Origin of the sequence: Paenibacillus sp. GYB004, from assembly GCF_036577605.1 — a bacterium.
Lineage (GTDB): Bacteria > Bacillota > Bacilli > Paenibacillales > NBRC-103111 > Paenibacillus_AB > Paenibacillus_AB oceani.
Genome location: NZ_JARBDB010000047.1, coordinates 496,896 through 517,966, shown reverse-complemented (window position 1 = coordinate 517,966; position 21,071 = coordinate 496,896). Strand labels below are relative to the sequence as shown.

General features: G+C 50.9%; 16 protein-coding genes. 4 read left to right on the top strand and 12 right to left on the bottom strand.

Going from position 1 to position 21,071, the window contains the following annotated elements; genetic code table 11:
* Positions 1–248 precede the first annotated feature (248 nt).
* A complete protein-coding gene (locus PV433_RS20805) occupies positions 249–2,588 on the top strand; it encodes a hypothetical protein (protein ID WP_332073973.1) in 2,340 nt (779 codons plus the stop codon).
* Positions 2,589–2,883: 295 nt separating this feature from the next.
* Here the strand turns inward: PV433_RS20805 and PV433_RS20800 are convergent, their stop codons facing one another.
* From PV433_RS20800 to PV433_RS20765, 8 genes are all read right to left on the bottom strand, one after another.
* Positions 2,884–4,239, bottom strand: coding sequence for an ABC transporter substrate-binding protein (locus PV433_RS20800; RefSeq protein WP_332073972.1), 1,356 nt, complete (start codon positions 4,237–4,239; stop codon positions 2,884–2,886).
* A 611-nt stretch (positions 4,240–4,850) separates the two neighbouring features.
* Positions 4,851–5,048: a hypothetical protein gene (locus tag PV433_RS20795; RefSeq protein WP_332073971.1), complete on the bottom strand. Its 198-nt coding sequence runs from the start codon at positions 5,046–5,048 to the stop codon at positions 4,851–4,853.
* Positions 5,049–5,059: 11 nt separating this feature from the next.
* A complete protein-coding gene (locus tag PV433_RS20790; RefSeq protein WP_442951555.1) occupies positions 5,060–5,251 on the bottom strand; it encodes a helix-turn-helix domain-containing protein in 192 nt (63 codons plus the stop codon).
* A 108-nt stretch (positions 5,252–5,359) separates the two neighbouring features.
* Positions 5,360–8,068 carry a phage tail-collar fiber domain-containing protein gene (locus tag PV433_RS20785; protein ID WP_332073970.1) on the bottom strand — a complete coding sequence of 903 codons (2,709 nt, stop codon included), beginning with the start codon at positions 8,066–8,068 and terminating at the stop codon, positions 5,360–5,362.
* Between the two features lie 372 nt (positions 8,069–8,440).
* The gene (locus PV433_RS20780) at positions 8,441–8,692 is read right to left on the bottom strand and encodes a hypothetical protein (RefSeq protein ID WP_332073969.1); all 252 of its coding nucleotides are present in this window, start codon (positions 8,690–8,692) and stop codon (positions 8,441–8,443) included.
* Between the two features lie 82 nt (positions 8,693–8,774).
* The gene (locus tag PV433_RS20775) at positions 8,775–10,094 is read right to left on the bottom strand and encodes an ABC transporter substrate-binding protein (protein ID WP_332073968.1); all 1,320 of its coding nucleotides are present in this window, start codon (positions 10,092–10,094) and stop codon (positions 8,775–8,777) included.
* Positions 10,095–10,484: 390 nt separating this feature from the next.
* Positions 10,485–10,790 (bottom strand): hypothetical protein, encoded by a 306-nt coding sequence (locus tag PV433_RS20770; protein WP_332073967.1) that lies wholly within the window; start codon positions 10,788–10,790, stop codon positions 10,485–10,487.
* The gene (locus PV433_RS20765; protein ID WP_332073966.1) at positions 10,720–11,199 is read right to left on the bottom strand and encodes a hypothetical protein; all 480 of its coding nucleotides are present in this window, start codon (positions 11,197–11,199) and stop codon (positions 10,720–10,722) included. The genes PV433_RS20770 and PV433_RS20765 overlap by 71 nt, the downstream gene beginning before the upstream one ends.
* 596 nt (positions 11,200–11,795) lie before the next feature.
* Here PV433_RS20765 and PV433_RS20760 point away from each other — a divergent pair.
* The gene (locus PV433_RS20760; protein WP_332073965.1) at positions 11,796–13,082 is read left to right on the top strand and encodes a neutral/alkaline non-lysosomal ceramidase N-terminal domain-containing protein; all 1,287 of its coding nucleotides are present in this window, start codon (positions 11,796–11,798) and stop codon (positions 13,080–13,082) included.
* 75 nt (positions 13,083–13,157) lie between these two features.
* Here the strand turns inward: PV433_RS20760 and PV433_RS20755 are convergent, their stop codons facing one another.
* The 3 genes from PV433_RS20755 to PV433_RS20745 form a co-directional block, all read right to left on the bottom strand.
* Positions 13,158–14,351 carry a DegT/DnrJ/EryC1/StrS family aminotransferase gene (locus PV433_RS20755; RefSeq protein ID WP_332073964.1) on the bottom strand — a complete coding sequence of 398 codons (1,194 nt, stop codon included), beginning with the start codon at positions 14,349–14,351 and terminating at the stop codon, positions 13,158–13,160.
* A 170-nt stretch (positions 14,352–14,521) separates the two neighbouring features.
* Positions 14,522–15,415 (bottom strand): AraC family transcriptional regulator, encoded by an 894-nt coding sequence (locus PV433_RS20750; protein ID WP_332073963.1) that lies wholly within the window; start codon positions 15,413–15,415, stop codon positions 14,522–14,524.
* Between the two features lie 244 nt (positions 15,416–15,659).
* Positions 15,660–16,973 carry an ABC transporter substrate-binding protein gene (locus tag PV433_RS20745; RefSeq protein WP_332073962.1) on the bottom strand — a complete coding sequence of 438 codons (1,314 nt, stop codon included), beginning with the start codon at positions 16,971–16,973 and terminating at the stop codon, positions 15,660–15,662.
* Between the two features lie 606 nt (positions 16,974–17,579).
* Here PV433_RS20745 and PV433_RS20740 point away from each other — a divergent pair.
* Positions 17,580–18,452, top strand: coding sequence for an AraC family transcriptional regulator (locus PV433_RS20740; RefSeq protein WP_332073961.1), 873 nt, complete (start codon positions 17,580–17,582; stop codon positions 18,450–18,452).
* 9 nt (positions 18,453–18,461) lie between these two features.
* Here PV433_RS20740 and PV433_RS20735 read toward each other — a convergent pair whose 3' ends face one another.
* A complete protein-coding gene (locus PV433_RS20735) occupies positions 18,462–19,478 on the bottom strand; it encodes a LacI family DNA-binding transcriptional regulator (protein WP_332073960.1) in 1,017 nt (338 codons plus the stop codon).
* Between the two features lie 114 nt (positions 19,479–19,592).
* On the opposite strand from PV433_RS20735, the gene PV433_RS20730 reads away from it, so the two are divergent.
* Positions 19,593–20,978, top strand: coding sequence for an FAD-dependent oxidoreductase (locus PV433_RS20730; protein WP_332073959.1), 1,386 nt, complete (start codon positions 19,593–19,595; stop codon positions 20,976–20,978).
* The last annotated feature ends 93 nt before the right edge of the window (positions 20,979–21,071 follow it).

The window sequence follows — 21,071 nt, the reverse complement described above, 5'->3', positions numbered from 1 at the left end:
GTTTCCGCACCGTACAGCAAGAGATAATAAGAAAAACAGGAAGGGCACCCCCGCCATGCCATACAAAATGGGTCATCTTAGTTTCAATCGTATCTTTGGCGGCACGGAACGGCTTGCAGCAACAGGAAGGAGATCGGCCGAAGCCCTTCCATCGCAAAAACCATAAAAAAAGAGGTGCAGGCATGTTATACCCGTTAAGTAACAAATTCGGAGCCGTTTCATTCGATTCCGTTGCAGGAACATGGTCAATGACCGCAGATCAACGCTTGGTGATGGAATCGTTTTCGCTCGTATGGGAAGTGGACGGCTCCCCGATCCGCTGTCTGGAGAAAACCGATTCGGTCGAAATGAATCAAGGCCAAGACCTGCATGGACGATACTCGGAACTTGTTGCCGATTGCGGCGCCTCAAGTTCGGGGAAGAAGTTTGCGATTTCGTACCGGTTCTATGAAGAGGAACGCTTCTTGACCATAAAAGCCCGGATCAAAAACGTTGGGAAAACAGCCATTAAGCTCGGGAAATGCCATCTATTGCACGAGAGCGGCAATATTGATCTTGGCGAGGGAGCCGAGGAAACGGTGGCGCTTTGTCAGACGGCATGGGTGACCGATAATGTTGTGAAAAAGCTTTATTCGGAAAACAACTGTCACCGGAGCAAAACTGTCGGTTTGCTGTATAACCGGTCCCAAAAACTTGCATTCAACTGCAGCTTTATGACCTTTGACCGAATCAATACGGAGATTGCATACAGCACGTCCCACAATAAGATTCATGTCGATGGTTACTGCGACTTCGATGATTATGAGCTTCAGCCGGATCTGGAAATCGAGTCCGAAACGATCGGGTGCCATTGGTCATACGATCCTTACGCGTCTTTGGAAAATTGGGCAACGAAGGTGAGCCGTTATTACAAGCCCCGGATAGCCCCGAAACCGTCCGTCGGCTGGCTCGGAGGATGGACTTGGAGGGACGGCTTCTCCCAACAAACGTACGAAGAACTTGTGCTGGAGAATTCCGCCGCCATCCAGACGAGACTCGAAGGGTTTGATGTGACGAATTTCTGGGTAAGCATCGGCAATTTAGAGCATATGCTGCCGGGAAACTGGACGACATTTAACAAAACGACGTTCCCCCACGATATCGAATGGCTTGTATCCAAATTGGCGAAAAACGGACAACGACTCGGCTTTTGGGTCGCTCCCTTCTGGATACCGGACAAGTTGAGTCCGCTGTTCGAAGAACACCAGCATCATCTGTTAAAAAGGCAAGGAGAGTTCGTCAAATGCTATTCCAGATGGAGGTTCGGGATGTCCGGGGATTTGCCGCCTGATGAACGGGTTGACTTTTATTGCCTGGATGGAAGTCATCCCGATACGGCTGACTTCTTGAAGCAAACCTTTGAATTTTTTCAGAAGCTGGGAATCCGGTACTATATGATCGATTTTCTTTATGCGGGATCGGGCTCGACCCCGGGGAACTACCTCTATGATGATTATTTCGACCGCTCCAAGGTGAAAGGCCCCGAAGTGTACAGAGAGGCTTTGAAAACGATCCGGGAAGCTGCAGGCGAGGATGCGTATATTTTGTCTTCGACCGGAACAACCTTCCAAAACATCGGTTGTGTCGATGCTGTAAGGGTTGCTCCCGATTGCGGGGAAGGACGTCCGCTTATAAAAGGAATGAATGAATACCCTGCCATGTATACGATCAATGCGTGGAATTTGATTCGAACCGTATCGACCACGATGGCCAACACTTATTTTACAGATCGGAAGTTGTATTATAACGACGCTTTTAATGTGATGACCATCGATAAGCCTATTCCTTTGAACGAAGCGATGATCACAGTCAGCATGTTTGCTTTATCAGGCGGTCCCGTGATGCTCGGGGACGATATTTCGACCATTGGCGAAGAACGGCTTGCGCTGATCAAGAAGGCGCTTCCGCCATATAACAAGATGGCAAAACCGGCAGACTTGTTTGACGCCGTATATCCGGATTGGCCCAAAATATTCAATTTGAAGGTCGGGAAGGGCTGGGACGAATGGAACGTTATCGGCGTCTTGAATACCGAACCTACGACCGAAAAAATGGAGCTCTCGCCGGACAAACTTGGATTGGAACACGGCCCTGCCTTCACCGTGTTTGATTTTTGGAACGAGATGTATTTGGGCGAAATCAAAGACCGTCTCGAGGTCGAGGTGCCGCCCCATCATATCCGGGTATTTCGAATAGCAAGGTCGAGGCCGCATCCTTGGCTGATCGGGACCGATATGCATGTAACCCAGGGAGGGGTCGAAATCGAACGGCTCGAGTGGAATCCGAACGGGCGCTATTTGAGCGGCGTATGCATCCGGCCAAAGGGGGAAGCAGGGAATTTGTTCTTGAAGCTTCCGAGAGGGTGGAAGCCCGTTCAATATGAAGGGCTTCAAACCGCAAAAGTTCCCATGGATAAAAGCTTAATCGTCCTCAAACCTTTGGCGTTTCGAACGGAGACACTCACCTGGCGCATTGATTTCGAACCGGAAGACGAAGCGGAATTTCACAACTTGCTTCATGTCGGGGAAGAGAGAGTCGTTTTGGAATAAAAAACCGTCCGGGTCCCGGACGGTCCTTCTTGGCCTAGGCATTCAGTTGGCGCATAGGGAGAGCAGGCAGAGGGGCTCCGACCGCTGTTGAAATCTTGTGCTCTTGATCGGAGTAGGCTAAGGGCAGCACAAGATTTCAAAGGCGGACGCTTCGCTTCCCCACTCCCTCTGCCCGCCCTCTCGAGTTCTTCTTTCCTTCAGAGCGTTACGTTCTCCGTACGCTCCGCGTCCTGTTTTGCGGGTCATACAACACTTTCGCCATTCCCATTGTCCCATCACCCTTTCAAACAAGCATCTACTTTTGTTTATAGTCGGCAATAAATTTCGCGGCCTCCTCATCCGCTCTGCTTAACGCCGTATTCAAGTCCATCTCATTTTTATGTACGGCATTGGCATATTTGACGTAGATGTTGACAATATTCGCGTCATAGACAGCTTTGGGCGGAATCGGCGCAAACTTGTTATGGAACGCCGCCTGCATCCTCCGATTGTGGAACGGCGATTCTTTCCCGAATTTCCCGATCACATCGTTCGTTTTGACGGCAGGCATAATCCCCTTTCCGGAAAGCGAGGCCTGAACTTCATCAGACAGCATATACTTCAGGACCTCCATCGCTTCGTCGGGATGCGTGCTTCGTTTCGTAATGCCGAAGTAGAACGGATAGGATTGCGATCCGAAACCAGGGCTTTCCTTGAAGTGGGGCAACGCCGCCCAATCCCAGTTAAACGATTGCATTTCCGTCGGCCACGCGTAGATCAGACTGGACAAATAGGCATACATCGCGACGGTTTGATCTTTAACAAATTGGTTCAAACCGGGGATTGAATTCGTCGACTGCATGTAGCCTTGATACCCGGCATCCTGTGCGGGATCAATGAAAAACGTCTTGAAAAATGTTTTCCAACGTTCGTCTGTATGGATGGTCGGCTTCCAGGTCTTCAGGTCCACATTTGGTATCGATAGCGGATTCATGCGGATTATATGCGGAAAAGAAGTCGCAAAACCGAAATACTGCGTGGAGTCTTCTTTGCGGGTCAGCTTCTTAGACATCTCCAACGTTTGCTCCCAGGTCATATCGTCTGTAGGGTACGATACGCCGAATTTGTCAAAGAGGTCTTTGTTGTAGTACAACACCATATTGGCCGTTGCGATCGGAAGGGCATACATTTTGCCGCCTTGCATCTGCTGCAGAGCCTCCAACAGACTCGGTTCGATGCGATTCAGATCAACATTGTGCTTCTTGATCAACTCCGTCATATCGAATTGAAGTTCGTTCTCGAGCATTGCCCATTCGAAATTGCCGATGGTAGCGTAGAAGATGTCGAACTTCGTTCCATTCATCAGCAAATCGTTCAAATACGCTCCTTTTTGAGCTTGAATGTACGAAATCTTATACTGAGGGAACTTTTTACGGAGAAGATCCCCATATCGGTATTCGAAACTTTCTTGCGGATCGCCGTTATCTGAATAAAATACAATTTCCACCGGTTCGCCGGACGGCTTCTTTCCCGGACCGCTTCCCTCCCCTCCTTGCTCCGCGACGCTTGCCTTGCTGCCTGGATCAGAACCTCCGGCGCCTCCCCCGCAAGCGGCAAGGCTCGCGGCGATTAAAACAACAGCGGGCAGCTTGATCCATCTGCCGTTCAACATAGTGTACTCCCCCTTCATTTTTTGGATGAACTGCATCCGATTCCTATGCTAAAATAGGGGAAGGAAAAATACGTGTCATAATCCAAAAGAAATCGGCCATTTTCAAATGCTCATGAAAACGGAGATGACTTCCATGGAAATTATTCCCATATCCTTCATAGCGACCCCGGACAAGCGATTCGAAAATACTGCTGCATGTTCGACATCCGCATCCTGTTCGAATCCGAGGACAATTCCGATTGGTGGAAGCTGCTTTGCCGATTGCAGCTAAAATTGCGCCTGAATTATTTATCCTCCTGCATTACCATATTAGTAAATATAAAACGACACCTGGGTCAAGTCCCCAAATCAAAATCATTTGTTTTGGGGACTATTCGTTACTTTTTCATCTGAATCGCTTCGGCGATCTTCTTGATAGCTTGCTCTTCGGCGGTTCGATAGGTAGATCTACTTGAGAACATCCACTACTTCTTTGTTTGCTTTCTCTTCGCCGTTTCGCAATGCCGTATTGATATCGGTTCCGTCAATAACGACGCTCTTCGTTACTTCCTCGTTCAGCAGGCCGTTGATTTTTGGATCATACTTGGATGCTTCCGGCAGCGGCGACGGGGTTACTTTAAAATCGCCTGCAAGTTTTTCCCCTTAAACAAATCGTTGTCCGCCCCGTATACATTTCGGATGCCCGGGTCGTTCTGGACAGACAATCGTCCGGCTTTACTGAGCATCGTCTGTACGTTCTCGCTCACCAGGCCGAGCAATACTTGATAAGCCGCTTCCTTGTTTTTGCCCGATTTGTTGACGACTGTCATATGGAAGTCGACTACCAGCCCGACTCCTTGCCGATCGCTGTAGCTCGGGTAGGCGGTTGTTCGGCTATGGTGGCAATACTGCCGTCCATGGTCAGAAGGAGGCGCTCCGCCTGTTTGATTCTTCGGATACTGACATATTCGATAAAGGAAAGTCCCATAACCCTTTTGAAGTATTTGGAAAAATAAGAGTAACTCAAGTTCATCATCTTGCTATAAGTTGGAATTCATCCTCAGACATCCTTTATACGACCACTATTCTTGTATCCATTATAACTCCCTATTCTGTTAAAAAAGCCCCGAAGGGCTTCATCTTAAGTGACTACCATAGGAAGCCAGCTTGCACCATTGTCTGCTGTATTAATCCAACCGATGCGAGTTGAATTAGGATCGGACGCTTTAAATACAGTTCCCGCCGGCAATTTTGTGCTGTTCGTTGGGGCGGCAGCAGCTTTATAACTGTAAGCAACCTCAATTGCGCCATACAGCGGCGTCATTATTCTTGAGTTGTTATCCAAAGTTAACGTCGCCTGACCGGCAGAATAGTATTGTTTAGCCCCATCGTTTGATGTAATTTTTGCATTTGTAAATGCTACATTTGCTTTATAGAACATTACGCCTTTATTACTGGCATGAATCGCAGGCCCCAAGTGAAACTCTACATTTTCCACAGTGAAGTTGACACTAGATAGTTGGCTTGGAATTCCAAATGCAATCCCCCCATTACCAGAAAACACAATTCTGCTTGTTCCATCTGCATGGCCAATTAAGCGAACTCTGCCGACACCACGGGTTTTTGAATTACACAAATAAACGGTTCCGTTTATTTCGTAATCTCCTGACGGTAATCGAATAATTACATCATGAACTAACTCCGTATCGTAAGCTAATTTTGTTAAATTTACTAGATTAGTCGTGTTTGTTGTGGCATTACCTGTGTTTGTTAACGTGTTATCCTGAGTCTTTTTAGAAAAGTCATTCAATAGGAATCTGATCGGATTTTCAAATCGCCAATTAGAGGAATAAGTCACTTCTGTAGAAAAAATACTCTGATCCAATATGGTAACGCTTTCAGCAGAGAATGTATTCCCCAGCGATAATACATAAGTCGCACCCAACTTATTATGATTCCATAACCCTGAGATTGTGGTAGAAGAACCGCCGTCAATCCGGATTAAGTGGTCTGGCGGAGTTGTGGCGTTGCCGATTGATAATGTCATAAAACCATTAATATTCAACCCTTGTGCAACACGGACTTTCATAATGCGAGTAGAACCTTCGGCACCGCAACCATTAAAGGCTACACCTCGGGCAATATCCACATAGTACGGATAAGCTGCTACACCATTACCCGTGTCATTAATGATGTGATCTGCTGCACATGAATTGAAAGTCATATAGGTGGACTCACCGAACCAGTAACCGAACTCCGTATGGTTTAAAGCATAGCAACTATTTAATGTCACCGAAGTACATACACCTGAATCATTAACCCCGGGTCCTGCGACAACAATTCCACGTGGAGAATAAGCCGTTTGAAGCTGCTCAAGCAATGTCACATACGTTGCTAGACGAACGCAGTCTTTCTTCGCAACATAGAATTGGCATTGGCGGATAGCCATATTCGGGTAATAGGTGTCCGAACCTTTGAGAACATAATTACAATTTGGAGCTGTTGCGGTTGCCCCGCCCCATACCGATAAGTTTTCAAATTTCTTATATAGACCGCCGCCCTTCAATAGAATTGCGGCTTCAATGGTAACACCTGGACCTAAATCCACTTTAATAGACGTTAAGTTAGCCGTACCGCGAATAGAGATCGGATCTAGGTAAATGCTTCGTGTTGGCGCAGGAATAACTAAACATGCGGAGTTTGTGGCATCATAGGATTTCCAGCGGTACTCTATTATAGGCTTTGGAACAACCAACTCACCGCCGCCGCGCCCGTGCAGGTAGTTAATAGCAGCTTGGAATGAAGGCCGGTCATCGTAGACGCCATCCCCTTTTGAGCCGAACATCTCCACTGTAACTTCAGAGCAATCTAATCGAATCCATCGACCGGTAGCAACTCCAGCAACTTGAAAAACGGTACCGCCATTTGCTGTAGATGTACTTGTAGCATCCCAAATAAAATCGCCGCCACCCTTATACGGATTAAGTTCAATAAAAATGTCGGGTGAATGATAACCTTTTACAGCAACACGCATACCATTTTCCGGTGAAATTATGGCCAGCATGTCGGAAATGGAATCAACACAGCGATTGCAATCGTTAACCTGCTGCTGGGATAACCCGCTTGAATCCAAAATCGCGCTCGCCGGATGTGCTCCAGCCGTATCAAGACCTGCCAGCTCGTTATGGGTTAGCTTCGCCGCTATTCCCGGGGGAATTTTGCCCTTCCCGTTAGCCCCACCGTATACGGTATCGGCAACCGATAAACCCTCATTCCCGTAAGCCGCTACCGATCCCGGGAGTATGCTGCCCGCGGCTAAGGCCGCACCGGCCATGCCGAAGGCCGTCAGCAGCTTTCTGCGGCTTACATGGGTGACGGGCTCCTCCAGTTGCTCCTGTTCCATACCTTTCCCTGCTTGCCACTCCATCTTTTCTGTTTGAAGAATAAGATTTGTTTCAGTCGCATTTGCTAGTAGAATAAGGATACGTACGGTCATAGGGATGCCACTCGATTGCTTCGGTAGTGGTATTTGCTGTGCAGGGTCAACATGCCCGATTGCAATCATAACACCTGATCTGTCAAAAACAGCAATCTCTCGAATGGTAAAGCCGCCAACATCAACTGGTATTCCAGATTCAAACATCAATGTATTTGGTGCCAACGAATCACGAACTGGAGTAGAAGCAGTACCACGCCAAACTTCGTTTGCCAACGCCACCATATTTTCAGTCAAAACAGGATATGAGCCATTGCCATCACCAACGGCGACATGGGTAATCTCAAGCTGATTTTCAGAGGTTGCACGGGCTAATTTTGCTTTGCCGATTGCAGTTAAAATTGAACCAGTCATAATTTATTCTCCTCCATCTAAGCCGATTTTTGAAAATCGAAGAACCCCAGCAAGTATGGGATATTTCGCTGTGGACCTCTGTCAAGAAAACGCCCAAGTCGTAATACCAGCCGTTCCACTGATTGTAGTTGGATTCGGCATAAATGACTCGATCGACTCGCTGCCGGAATTCCAATGCACATTGTTCACTACATTCGCTTCCGAGCCTTATAGATGTTCTCAATAACTGTAAAAGCGACGTAGTTTTGCGTATCCTTGATGCAGATTCCATTGCTCGTAAAATCGGTCCCCCTGATGCCGATGTCCCGGACTCGGGCCCGCGACGATAGCGGGCTCGTTCGGATTTTGATCGCGCAAGCTGACTCGGCGGTATTACCCGCCGCAGATCAGTATGGTCAGCGTCTCTACGGCGGATTGGTGACCGACCTCGATCCCGGCCACATTTACCGTTGTCATTTTGATCGTCGCGCCGTTTCCTGAAGAAACAAGCGATTTACCGTCGGGGTCGACCAGCGGCTTCGTAATGCGGTAGTCCGCTCGGGAGGCAAGTATACATTCGCGAACTGTAGCAAGACGCCGTTGACACGTCGGAATCGTCCGACACCCCGTCACCCTTCGTTCCAAACCATAACACGTTCATCCCTTGACCTAAACTCACGGCCAGCCTCCTCGCTCGAAATGAAATCGCTTTCGGTTAGTATTCGGCTTATTTGCCTTTTTCCGTCTTGATAAGCTGGTTGATCTTTTCCTCAGCCGTCCGCAGCGCGGTGTTCGTATCCTGCGTCTCTTGCAGCATCGCTTCGTATTCGGCGTTCAGCAGTGCATACGCGTTCGAATAGTACACCGAGAAAGCCATAGCCGGCGCCGGCTTGCTCTTGAATACGGCTTCGATCCGTTTTCCTTTCAGCTCGGGGATTTCCTGGGCGAACTGCTGGCTGTATTTCGGATCAGTAGAGATACGGGCCGTTTTGCGCACCATCGCGGTTTGCACCTCGTCGGAGAACATCACTTCCATAACGCGCATCTGATCGTCCTTATATTTGCTCATCTTCATCGGAATAAGCAGGTGCAGATCGTACATGCCGTACGTATTCGGCTTCTCCTTGTAGCTTGGGAACTGCGCGAGGTCCCAGTTCAGATCCGGCATTTGCCGCAGGGTGAGGAACAAATTGACCGATCCTAGCATCGCAACGTTCCGGTCTTTGGAGAAGCGGTCGATCGCCCCCGTCCCCGTTTTGTAGTCGTTACCCGGTATCGAATAGATTGATTTGCCGATCCCGAACGCGGTTTTGTACGGGTCGCTGTTCACCATCGCCTTATCCGTCTTCGGATCGATCACGTTCAGCGACAGCGGGAAAAGCAGGCGGGCCAAATTGTCCACTTCCAGCCCTCTGTACTGCGTGCCCCCTTCCAGGCGGCTGACTTTTTTGCCGAGCTCGATCGCGTTTTCCCAGGTTAAACCGTCGGACGGATACCCGACGCCGAACTTGTCGAAGATATCCTTATTGTAGTAGAGCGCGTTCAGATTGACTGCGTAGGGGAGGGCATACAGCTCGCCTTTATCCGAAGCCGACTTCAGCGCGTCCAGCGCGCCCGGGTCGAAGCGGATCAGATCGAAATTATGTTTTTTGGCGAGCGGGGTTATATCTTCGAGAACGTTCAAATCTTTATGCGGGGCGAGCCGCCCGTTATACGTCACCAGAAAGTCGACCTGTTCCCCCATAGCGAGCATTTTGGCCATATCGTTCTGGGAATTGATCATTTCGAGCGTGATGTGCGGATATTTTTTATGAACCGGATCGGCCAGCAGCATTTTGAAATCCTCCGGCGTAAAATAGGTGCCGAGCTGATGAAATTTCAGCGTAACCGGCTCGAGGGGCGCTTCCTGCTTCACCCCCACCGTCTGAGGGTCCGCCTTGCCCCCTTCTTCTTCTTTCTTGGCGGCGCAACCGCCAATCATCAGAGCCGCCGATACCGCGATGACAAGCGCAAGTGTTTGTTTGTTTGTTTGTTTGTTCTCATACATTGACCCTCCTGCATGTTGGTTATGTGCGGCCTTTCATGCCGCAGTTCAACGAATTTGAAATGTGGATATCAATAAACGGAAACGTTTCCAAAAAGCCGATAATAAAGAAATCGGGTATGTTGAACCTCTCGATTCCCGAACCGGTGTACACCGCGATCCGGCTAACCCAGTCGGAGTTTCCCTCCCCGCTCTCGTTGGATTGTCGGAGCGAGTCCTTCCCATTTACTTGCTCTTCTCCTTTGCGAGCTCAGCCTTCAACTTCTCGTCGAGGTGCCGAAGTCCCGTGTTGACACCGACCTTTCCGGCCGGATCCCGTTTCCGGGTACCATTCCGGCATGTTTGTTTTCGCTTTCCGTTCAAACCGCTTCCGCCGGCCTTCGGCCTCCGCGGCTACTTGTTTTTGTCCGCCTCGATCGTTTTCTTCACCGCTTCTTCTGCATCGCGCAGCGCGGTGTTGATATCCTTGCCCTCGTACAAAATGCCGCGCAAGGCGTTCGTTAGCTGCGCCGTAGCCTCCGAGTTATATTTGCTCTGGGGAGACGGCTTCGCCATATTTTTCAGCGGGATTGCGGCGACATTGCGCCCTTTGTACAGAGGGGCGTCCTGACCGAATACTTTCGGAATGTTAGCGCTGCTCAGCGCCGGGATGAACGTCGCCGCCTTTGCCTTCTCCGTCAGAAACGTCTCGGTGGACAAAAAGTCCATCACCTCCTTGTATTTGCTGCCGATGTTCAGGAAAATGAAGACCGGATAAGGCTGTGGCCCGAAGCCGTTCATCGTCGGGTACGAGACAATATCCCAATTGAGCCGGGGCCAGGTCTTTCTCGACATGCAGACCGGCCACCGGCGTCCACATCGCCGACACTTGTTCCTTGAAAAACATTTTGGTCAAGCTGTCCTTATCCGGATTGAAGCCGGGAATTTGATAAAAGCGGGCTATGTTGTTCATGAGGCTTTTGACGTTGTCGTTCGTCAGCGACACTTGCAGCGTTTGCGCGTCGACGAGGTTGAGCGACATTTGGTTGCGCCAAAAGTAATGATTCGGCGAAATCGTGAAGCCGTAATATTGGACGCCGTCTTCTTTGCGCGTCAGCTTGACCGACAAGTCGTACAGCTCGTCCCAGGTGATGCCTATTCCGTCTTATGGGTAAGGAACGTAAAATTTGTCAAACAGATCTTTATTATAGTAAACTCCTCGCCTGAGATCCTATTTGGGTAATCCGTGCCGCCAGTCCAGACATCATCAAAGCGGAGAGCGTCATGATGAACAGGTGACGTTGGGCAACTCTCGACCAATGGATAAACATTTCACTTTCAACATTTCACCCCCTCATCAATGTTAAATAATCGAAAAAAGTCGCATTTACAAACGCTAAAAAGTAACAACTGATCTTCTTATCTGCACAAATTGTATCTATATTACGGAAAATATTCGTGTCAAAATAAAAAAACAATGGGTCATATCCTTACTGGCTAGGCTTGCTTCCCAGATGAACAACTTGATCTTCAATCGTCTTTGCCAGCCATCCATGCTGACGAAAACCAATAAACAAGCGGAGGATGGAAGCGGCGAACTGTGGTAAATAATGGCGCAACAAATCCTGAAAATGGCACACGCTGCAAGTGGGTTTAGTTTATCATAGCTCCTGAGGGAATCGAGCAAGCGTTCCTGAACGATATAAGAATGGAGTTGAAACGAACATGAGCGTTTGGTTAGGAACTTGTAAAATCGACATTACCCCAAGCCCACCTGTAATGTTGGCCGGTTACAGCAGCCGTAATGGCGTCTTCGAAGGGGTGCATCACCCGATTTATACGAAAGCCCTGTTCCTTAGGCAGCAAGACGAGGAAACGGGAACAGCGCGTAACCGTCTTCTTGTTGCCGGCGATCTGATCTGGTGGTCAACCGAACTGACGGAGAAGCTGCGGCGGGAACTGGCAACGCGCTGGGGCATGCGGGCGGAAGACATCCTTCTCAACGCCACGCACAGCCATTCCGGTCCGCAAACAAGTTCCTTGATGCCGTCGCTGGGGGCAGCGGACGACAGCTATCTTCAAGAGCTGGAACGCAAGCTGCTCGCCGGTATTGAACTTGCCGAGGCAAATTTGGAGCCTGTTACTATACAGCGCGGAGCCGGGGTTTGCGACATTGGCATTCACCGCAGGAAGCTCGTTGTCGGTAAGATGGTTACCGCTCCGAATAAGCAGGGAGTAACCGACCCTGAAGTTACGGTGATCCGATTCGTCAACGGAACGGGACAAGCAAAAGCATGGATCGTCCATTATACGTGCCACCCGACGACAACGAACGCCAACTTCGTATCATCCGAGTATTGCGGTCTGGCCATGGAACAACTGGAACGCGAAGCGGGTGGCGGCGCTGTTTCCTTGTTCTTCCAAGGATGCTGCGGCGATGTACGCCCGGCTTTGTACCGTGACGATCATTTTTACAGCGGAACCGATACAGACGTTCGGCAGCTTGGAGCGCGGTTATACGAATCCATTAGGAACGTGTTGAACGGCCATATGCATGAACTGCAGCCATGCCCGCCAAAAGGGAAGCACGTCAAACTGCCATTGGCCTTCTCTTCTGTCCCTACGTTGCCGGAGCTTGCCGCATACAGCCTATCGGCGGAACCGCACGTACGCAGCTGGGCAAAGCTGCTGTTGGACCATCCGGAACTGGTGCGGCCTGCGGCAGAGCTTGACCTGGTGCACATGGATATTGCGGACGGGCTGTCGCTGCTCGCCATGAATGCGGAAATGGTCGTGGAGTACGGTCTGTTTATCAAAGAACGGTCAGACAAACGCACGCTCCCTGTAGCTTACAGCAACGGGATGATCGGTTATGTATCCACGGTCCCGCAGCTTCGGGAAGGCGGATATGAGCCGGTTGGATCCTGTTCATACTTCGGTCTGTGTTCGCCGTTTACGGAAGCAGCGGAGCCAGCGATCCGCCAAAAGCTGGCCGAGCTTGTTGAGCGATAGAGCAACAGAAAAAACAAGCAGGCACGGTCGTTGCGATCCGTCCCTGCTTGCCGCTTGTCTACCCATGCGCATGGTTTACCGGAAGGAAGTCAACACCTTGCGCACCCCTGCCGCGATATCGTGCATATCCGTCTCGCCCGCCAGCAATACGTTCTGATTGAGCCACAAAATCTCTTTGTCGCATGCCCTCTCGCTGTTCGGACACGAATACTCGCGTTCTTCCCCTGTCCATTTCTTCGTCTCCTTGATAACTGCCTTGTTCCGGTTGAGAGAAACGTAGCCGTAACTTACCGGTATGCCTTCCGCATTTAGCTTACGGATCACGTCGTTTTTGTTAACCCTGTCGGCTAACTCCGGATCGATGCGGAACATGAACAAATGCTGCGCGTGCCGGGTAACCTGCGGATCGCGGCGCAGCGTACGGGCTCCCGGTATATCGTGCAGCAGTTCGGTAAGCAGCTTGGCATTCCGCTCGCGCAGCTCCATTTGTCCGTCCAGACGAGACAGTTGGCCGAGCAAAATCGCTGCCTGCAGCTCGGTCATCCGTAAATTCCAGCCAATCGTCTCATGCTGATACCAACCGCCCTCCCGAATGCGCCCCACGTTCGCCAAGGACCAGGCATGGTCGGCCATCTCCCGATCGTTGGTCAGGATCATTCCGCCTTCGCCGGCATTTATATTTTTGCTCGATTGAAAGCTGAACGTGCCAAGGTCGCCCAAGGCGCCGACTCCGACCCCGTTCCACCTCGCGCCGACCGCTTGCGCCGAATCTTCGATCAGGCGAAGTCCATGTTTATCGGCAATCGCCTTCAAACGAGTCAGGTTGGCAGGAGAACCGGCAATATGAACAGCGATAATCGCTTTCGTCTTCGAAGTGATCGCCGCCTCCACCTTCTCCGGATCGAGCAGCATCGTATCCGGCTCGACGTCGACGAATACCGGGATTGCGCCAAACAATAGTGCGGAACTGGCCGTGGCGATAAACGTATACGGAGGCATGATGACTTCGTCACCCGGCAGTACGCCGGCCGCCTGCAAAGCTATCGTGATCGCAACTGTGCCGTTGACGATCGATACCGCGTGCTTCGCATCATGGAGGGCGGCAAATTTTTCCTCCAGCTCAGGCAGCTTGACACGACCGGTGCCTCCCCATTTGCCGGAGCGAACGACTTCGAGAATAAGCCGTTCCTCCAATTCGTCAAATATGGGCCATGCCGGAAACGGTTTCGTTCTGATTCGCGGACCTCCATCGATTGCCAATTTGTCCATGTATACCTCTCCTTGTGTGATAGTTCATTTGCTCCGATTTGGATCATCTAAAGCTAATTTCGGATCTGTTCGGATTGTAACCCGATTCGGGAAAATATTGGTGACAAATTCCAATAACATTAGGTCATATCCTTAACCGGGCAGCGGCGAAAATGAAAAACAGGCTGGACTTAGCTTAGTCCAGGCCTGCACAATTTAGCATTCCGATACTCTTTTGGCGACTGCCCCCTAATCGCTTTGAACACTCGATAAAAAGTACGGGGTGATTCAAATCCGGTATCGAATGCAATATCCATAATCGTTCTGTCCGTCGTAATCAGCATACTGGCCGCGCTATCTATACGAAGTTGGTGCACGTATTCAAGGAAGCTGCGTCCCGTTCTTTCTCTGAACATCCGGCTTACATACGTTTCGCTGATATGGAGATACTTCGCTACCCTATCAAGCGTTAATCGCTCCGTATAATGCGCATGTACATAATGAAGAGCCGTCCAGAACAACGGGTTCCCTTCCTCCTGTTCATTCGGCGTTGGCGCAAGCTCGACAGCAGCAGCGGCCGTTCTCAGAAACAGGATCAATGCCTCGGACAGTTTATTGCAAATCATCTGATTTCGCCCGCGCAGCTCGGTATTATGGTATTCCGTCAAAAGGCGTGCAAACAGGTCTTTCATCAGAGCCGCTTCTTCTCCACGAAACGAAATAGATGACGGAAGTGCGGTTCCAATCTGATATAGTTGTTCCGACCATTCCGAAGCGTGTGGCGAACCTAATAAAATGTTCATATCGAACAGGCAGCAGTATTTTCGAATCACACATCCGTTATCGCTCGTCATTTGATGAATGTGATAGGGAGGCAGAATTGAAATCGTGCCCGGCTCCATACGATGCAGAACTCCATTTATGCTCTGGTAACCGCTTCCATCTAGGATATAAGTAAGCTCAACGAAGGAATGATAGTTTAACACAGTTGTGGGATAGGCATGAATTCCAATATAAAATGGCAGCTGACCTTCCCCAGGGCTGCTTCCTTCCATGAATTCATAGTGCTCCAGTTTCTTGTTCATCTGAACTCAACCCTCCCGAAACAAAAGGTCCCTATTACCTCATCATATCACTATCAATTTCCGCCCCGCAAGCGAAGCGGATATCCTGTGGAAGCGTTTGACACAGATGTAAATGCAGTCACTCCATATAAAAAAGCCCCGAAGGGCTTCATCTTAAGCAATCACCATAGGGGCCAGTTTGCACCATTCTTTTTTTGTTAAATGCCTTATTGGGCAGCGACATAGCTATCAGGGGGACTATTCGTTACTTTTTCATCTGAATCGCTTCGGCAATCTTCTTGTTCGCTTGCTCTTCGGCGGTCCGCAGAGCCGAGTTCAGATCGGTTTCTCCGGCGATGACGGATAGGACGGCGTTGTTCATCGCGCTTGTCGCGTTCGAATCAAACACGCCGGTGCGGGCTGGCGCAGCAGGCTTTAGTGCAGCGATTGCGCTAACGTTTTTCCCTTTCCACTGCGCTACGTTGCGGCCGAAAGCTTCTTTCACCGCCTGGGTCTTCAGCGGCGTAATCGCGGCAAAGTCGGAGGCGATCGCCGTTTGCGCTTCATCGGTCAAAAGCTGGGCGATGCTTTGGAACGCTTCATCCCGATGCTGGCTCGTCGGAGCTACCGTAATAATGACCGGGTATGGCTGCGAGCCGACGCCCGGCAAGCTTTTCAACTCCGGCAGGCTGACCGCGTCCCAGTTCATATTTTCCTCAGGCTTCGGAGCGTCAGAGTTCATCGCCAGGAACATGGCGCTTGTCTTCTCTTTGACGAAGACGTTCCGCGCTTCATTCATAAGCTTGGCGTCATAGCCCGGCGCTTTATACAACGGCAGCAGCGTGTTAATCCACGATTTCCACGGGTCGGTCTGCAAGACGGCTTTCTCGCCATTCTCGTCGGTATACGGAATTGAAAGCGGATTACCGACAAGCAAAGGGTTCGGGTGGGCGACAAATCCGCGGTACTGCACGCCGCCATCGATTCGCGTCAGCTTCGTCGCAACCTCCGTCACTTCTTCCCAAGTCATATGATTTTTCAAATAAGGAACGCCGAATTTATCGAAAATATCTTTATTGTAATACATCGTCAGCCGCAAATCGTACAAAGGCAAGCCGTTCTGGTTTTTCCCGTCCACCTTCGCCGCTTCTATATAAGAAGGCTCCAGTCGGCTGAGATCGAACTTGTGCTTCGCGATCAGATCCGAGATATCGCCGCCGTACAGGTCGAGCAGGCTGGCACGGTAATTGTTAACGGAGGAAATGATCAGATCGACTTTGCGCTGCTCGATCACGAGATTTTGCACATTGTTTCCGACGCTCTCCACCACTTCAAACTCATAATGGGGATATTTTTTCTGAATCTGACTGCCGTATCGGGTCATAAACCATTCCATGTTGCCGCCCTGTGGCGTGATGACGAGCAGTTTGACCGGCTTCGCCGGTTCCGCAGGCTTATTGCTGCCCGGTGTGGCAGCCCCTTCTGTTTTCGAGCCGCTTTCCTTCCCGCCGCCGCATCCGGCAGTCAGCATAACGATGGCCATTGCAGCGGCTAACCCTGCACTTTTCCATTTTTTCATATAGACCCACCCCATTGAATAAATTGGATTGCTTGAAACATGGTCTTGCAACTTTGTAACAATGTCGTACCGTTTCGTTTACCTTCTTGGACTCCATCCAATGGGGCAAGCGAAAGAAGCGTCAAATCGAGCTGCAATTCCTCTCTCTAGAATTTGGTAGCGCTTACATCAAGAAAAGAAACAAATTCTTGACATGTTGTCGCTGTACAGCGCCCCTAACGCAGCAGCTTGCTTGCTCAAGATCAGCTCTGTACGACGTTGTCTTTTGAACGCACAAAAGCCGAATCACTCGCCTGCAAAATCTATCCACCTCCAAAAATTACCGATCTTCACTTTGTCTGTCATGTGTATGCTCCCTTCGTTGCCCATTCGGTATCGTCCGCTTAAGCGCTCATCGTGTCGCAAAGCCATTATCACACATAGACTTTTGGACAAAAAGCACGGATTGTGCAGTCGAGTGCACATATCCTCTGCACTTTCGAGGGCGCCTGCAAGATTCGTATTGACTGCAACCCGATACCCCCTATAATGGTAGCATGACACCGCGCAGATCAGCCTCTTTTCAAAGGGGTATCAGGTGAATATCGGTAAAGGGATGGGACTCGTATGCAAGGTTCGCCGGATGATTTCCGCCTCGTTCATTTACTCACGACACTGAGATTGTCCGAATTCGAATGTGGGACTTCCACGCTAAGCACGAATCACGACAAAAGCTACTACACGTCCATTCGCGTCCAGCCGTGGGCGCTGCTGACTCAAATTACCGACGGGCCTGTACAAATTACGCTCCAGCATGAAACGTTTATCGTGAATCCGGGGCAAGCGCTGTATATACCGGCCAATCAGCCTTACACGTTGCAACTGATCGACCGCGACGTCGTCTCGCATTGGCTTAATTTCAATTTCACGGTATTTGAACATTTTCCGCTGCTCGATCTGCTCGATGTTCCTTATGTATCCTCTGAATCCATTGGAAACGAGGTAAGGAGGCTGCAAACACAAGTTTACGAGCTTATTCATGCTGAGCGTTCTGATCCCGGCGAGCTTCTGCGCACGGCCAGCCTTGTGAAGCAGCTCATGTACGTCGTGCTGGAGCTGGTCATGTCCTTTTCTCGCTACAAATCCGGGGGTATTGAGAAAATCAGTAAACTTCAGCGTTTCCAGCCGGTACTCGATTATATCGAAAGCCATCTGAATGAGAAAATAACCATATCCCAGTTAGCCGGCCTGATGTTCATCTCTACATCGTATTTCCATAAAGAGTTCCAAGAGGCGTTCGGAGTTTCTCCGTTGCAATATATTCAATCGCAGCGATATAAGAAAGCGCAATCGTTGCTGGCTACTTCCGATTTGACGATCCATGAAATCGCAAATCGGGTCGGCTATGAACAGCCGTTTCCGTTTACCCGTTTTTTCAAATCGCTGTACGGCGCAAGCCCAGGCCATTACAGGAAAATGATGACCGAGCGGTTTCAGTAAAATGTTCCGTTATTGGACGGTTCCACCAGGCAGCGAACGGACGGTTTCGCCCGCGAAAAATTTGCCTGCGACCCGCGTATGCTCAACAGGCTCATTCGGATGCGCAATCCGCCACAGCATCCGGTCCGCCGCTCGATAGGCCGTTTCCTTGATCGTGAGCAGCGATCGCGTCAATCCCGGCAGATCCGGCATCCCTTCATTCACCAGGCCGAGGAGAGAGCAGCCAGCCGGAATCGCCACTCCCTTGCGGTGTAACGCGTGGTACACCGGACCGCAATCCTCATCAATGCCAACGATAACCGCTGTTGGCTTATACGTTTCATAATCGTTGTCGAACGACTCCACTGTCGTATGCTGCGCTTCCACTCCATGCCCTTCCACCCAATCCCGGTATGCCTGCCAGCGCAGGACGTAGCCCCGCTGGGAATGGGTATCGCCGACATACAACAGACGGCGATGCCCGCAGAGGATCAAGGCATCAGCCAGTTGACAGACCGCCTCGCAAACGTCCCAAACGACGCTGTCCACCTGCGTTAACGGCTTGGCGTAATTGATCAGCACTTTGGCGATCGGCAGCGCCAGCAGCTGTGATTCCATGCGGCCGGAGATGAGCCGCGGCGCAATGAATAACCCGTCCGCATGCAGCAGATGATGCTCGTCCACCCACTCCTCGAACGCTTTCTGCGATAAATCCTCATCAAGTACAAAGCTGTCCAGCTGGTGGTCGTACTGGCTGAAGCGCTCCTTCAGTCCATCCAGCAGCAGCCGATTGTAGTTCATCGACTCCCGCGACTGCACGAGAATAAACCGCAGCCGGAAGATCGGGTACGGCGCAATCCCTTGCCGCGCCATCTCGCGCGCCTGCTGGGGGTATAAATACCCGCAGCGGTAAGCCGCGCGGATGACGGCGCTCCGTGTTTCCTCCGACATGCCCGGCATGCCGCGCAGCGCTTTCGAAACGGTCTGTACGGACAGACCCAGCTCTTTAGACAAATCAACAAGCGTAACAGGCTTGCGTCGTTTCATGCTCCGTCCCCTCCCGCACCCATTACTGCCTATATTAAACGAAAGTAACACTAGGATGAAAGGGAAAATGAACTCTATAATACTGGGTAAACGCCAATGGAAAGAGGTTGCCCTATGAGTAAACAACCCCCTCAGTTGCTGGAAACCGATATTGTTGTATGCGGCGGCGGCCCCGCCGGCATTAATGCCGCACTGGCCGCGGGCAGAAGCGGCGCGAAAACGCTGCTGATCGAGCGTTACGGCTTTCTTGGCGGCATGTCGACGATCGCGCTTGTTTATCCGTGGATGACGTTTCATACCGAGAGCGGCAAGCAGGTGATCGCCGGAATTGCGCAGGTAATCGTTGACAGGCTGCAGGCGGAGGGCGCATCGCCCGGCCATGTTCGAGATACGGTCGGTTTCGTCAACACGATTACGCCGTATGACCCGGAGGTATACAAAATCCTCGTGTTCGATATGCTGCGCGAAGCCGGCGTAACGGTTCTGCTGCACAGCTTTGTGGACGATGTAACGGTGGACGGCGACCAGATTGCTTCTTTGTCCATTACGACCAAATCGGGGCGTATTACGATTCGGGCCAAGCAGTTTATCGACGCAAGCGGCGACGCCGACTTGGCCCATCTGTCCGGTGCGCCATGCCTGCAAGGACGCGACGGAGATAAGCTGACTCAGCCGATGACCATGAAGTTCCGGATGCGCGGCGTCGATCTGGGGCGGGTTAAGCAATATATGATCGATCATCCCGACGAGTTTTACAAAAAAACGCCTGTGGACGAGCTGCCGCATCTGCCGTTGTCCGGCGTGCTTGGCTTTTACAAGCATTGGAAGGCGGCCAATCTGCCGATCAACCGCGATCAGATTTTGTTTTTTACCGGGCCGGGAGAGGACGAGGTGCTGGTTAATACGACGCGCGTGCAGGGGCTTGACGGCACCAATGTCGCCGATCTGACGGAAGCGGAAGTGCTTGGACGCAAGCAGGTGCGGATGGTGGCCGACTTTATGATCCGTCAGTTGCCCGGTTTCGAGCGCGCTTCGCTCACCTCCGTCGGCACCCAGATCGGCATCCGGGAATCGCGCAGAATCGACGGACAGTATGTATTGCAGGCGGAGGATGTGATTAGCGGCAGACGTTTCGACGACTGTATCGCCAGAAGCGGCTATCCGATCGATATCCATGATCCGTCCGGCAAGGGCGTCACAGCCGCATGGGTGCAAGGCGACGGCGCCTACGACATCCCCTACCGCTGTCTGCTGCCCAAGCAAATAACCAATCTGCTTGTCGCCGGCCGCTGCATCTCCACCTCCCATGAGGCGCTCGCCACCACCAGGCTGACCCCCAGCTGTATGGCGACGGGGCAAGCTGCGGGCACAGCAGCGGGACTCGCTGTCAAGCATCATTGCCAGCCTGGTGACATCGCGGTTTGCGAACTCCAGAGCGAGCTGCGGAAGAGCGGCGCCCTGCTAAGCAGCGATGAAACGGTAAAGCAGCGTCAGACATAGTGCGGAGAACATAAACATGCCCGGTAAAGTCAATCACCCAACTTTCGCACCTCCGAAAGTTGGGTGATTAACCGTTCCATCATACTGCATGAC

What these genes read in the sequence shown, in the direction of transcription:
- PV433_RS20740 (WP_332073961.1), top strand. Translation starts at nt 17,580, where the DNA reads ATGCAAGGTTCGCCGGATGATTTCCGCCTCGTTCATTTACTCACGACA.
- PV433_RS20805 (WP_332073973.1), top strand. Translation starts at nt 249, where the DNA reads ATGACCGCAGATCAACGCTTGGTGATGGAATCGTTTTCGCTCGTATGG.
- PV433_RS20795 (WP_332073971.1), bottom strand. Translation starts at nt 5,048, where the DNA reads ATGACAGTCGTCAACAAATCGGGCAAAAACAAGGAAGCGGCTTATCAA.
- PV433_RS20730 (WP_332073959.1), top strand. Translation starts at nt 19,593, where the DNA reads ATGAGTAAACAACCCCCTCAGTTGCTGGAAACCGATATTGTTGTATGC.
- PV433_RS20750 (WP_332073963.1), bottom strand. Translation starts at nt 15,415, where the DNA reads ATGAACAAGAAACTGGAGCACTATGAATTCATGGAAGGAAGCAGCCCT.
- PV433_RS20745 (WP_332073962.1), bottom strand. Translation starts at nt 16,973, where the DNA reads ATGAAAAAATGGAAAAGTGCAGGGTTAGCCGCTGCAATGGCCATCGTT.
- PV433_RS20755 (WP_332073964.1), bottom strand. Translation starts at nt 14,351, where the DNA reads ATGGACAAATTGGCAATCGATGGAGGTCCGCGAATCAGAACGAAACCG.
- PV433_RS20785 (WP_332073970.1), bottom strand. Translation starts at nt 8,068, where the DNA reads ATGACTGGTTCAATTTTAACTGCAATCGGCAAAGCAAAATTAGCCCGT.
- PV433_RS20800 (WP_332073972.1), bottom strand. Translation starts at nt 4,239, where the DNA reads ATGTTGAACGGCAGATGGATCAAGCTGCCCGCTGTTGTTTTAATCGCC.
- PV433_RS20760 (WP_332073965.1), top strand. Translation starts at nt 11,796, where the DNA reads ATGAGCGTTTGGTTAGGAACTTGTAAAATCGACATTACCCCAAGCCCA.
- PV433_RS20790 (WP_442951555.1), bottom strand. Translation starts at nt 5,251, where the DNA reads ATGAACTTGAGTTACTCTTATTTTTCCAAATACTTCAAAAGGGTTATG.
- PV433_RS20735 (WP_332073960.1), bottom strand. Translation starts at nt 19,478, where the DNA reads ATGAAACGACGCAAGCCTGTTACGCTTGTTGATTTGTCTAAAGAGCTG.
- PV433_RS20775 (WP_332073968.1), bottom strand. Translation starts at nt 10,094, where the DNA reads ATGTATGAGAACAAACAAACAAACAAACAAACACTTGCGCTTGTCATC.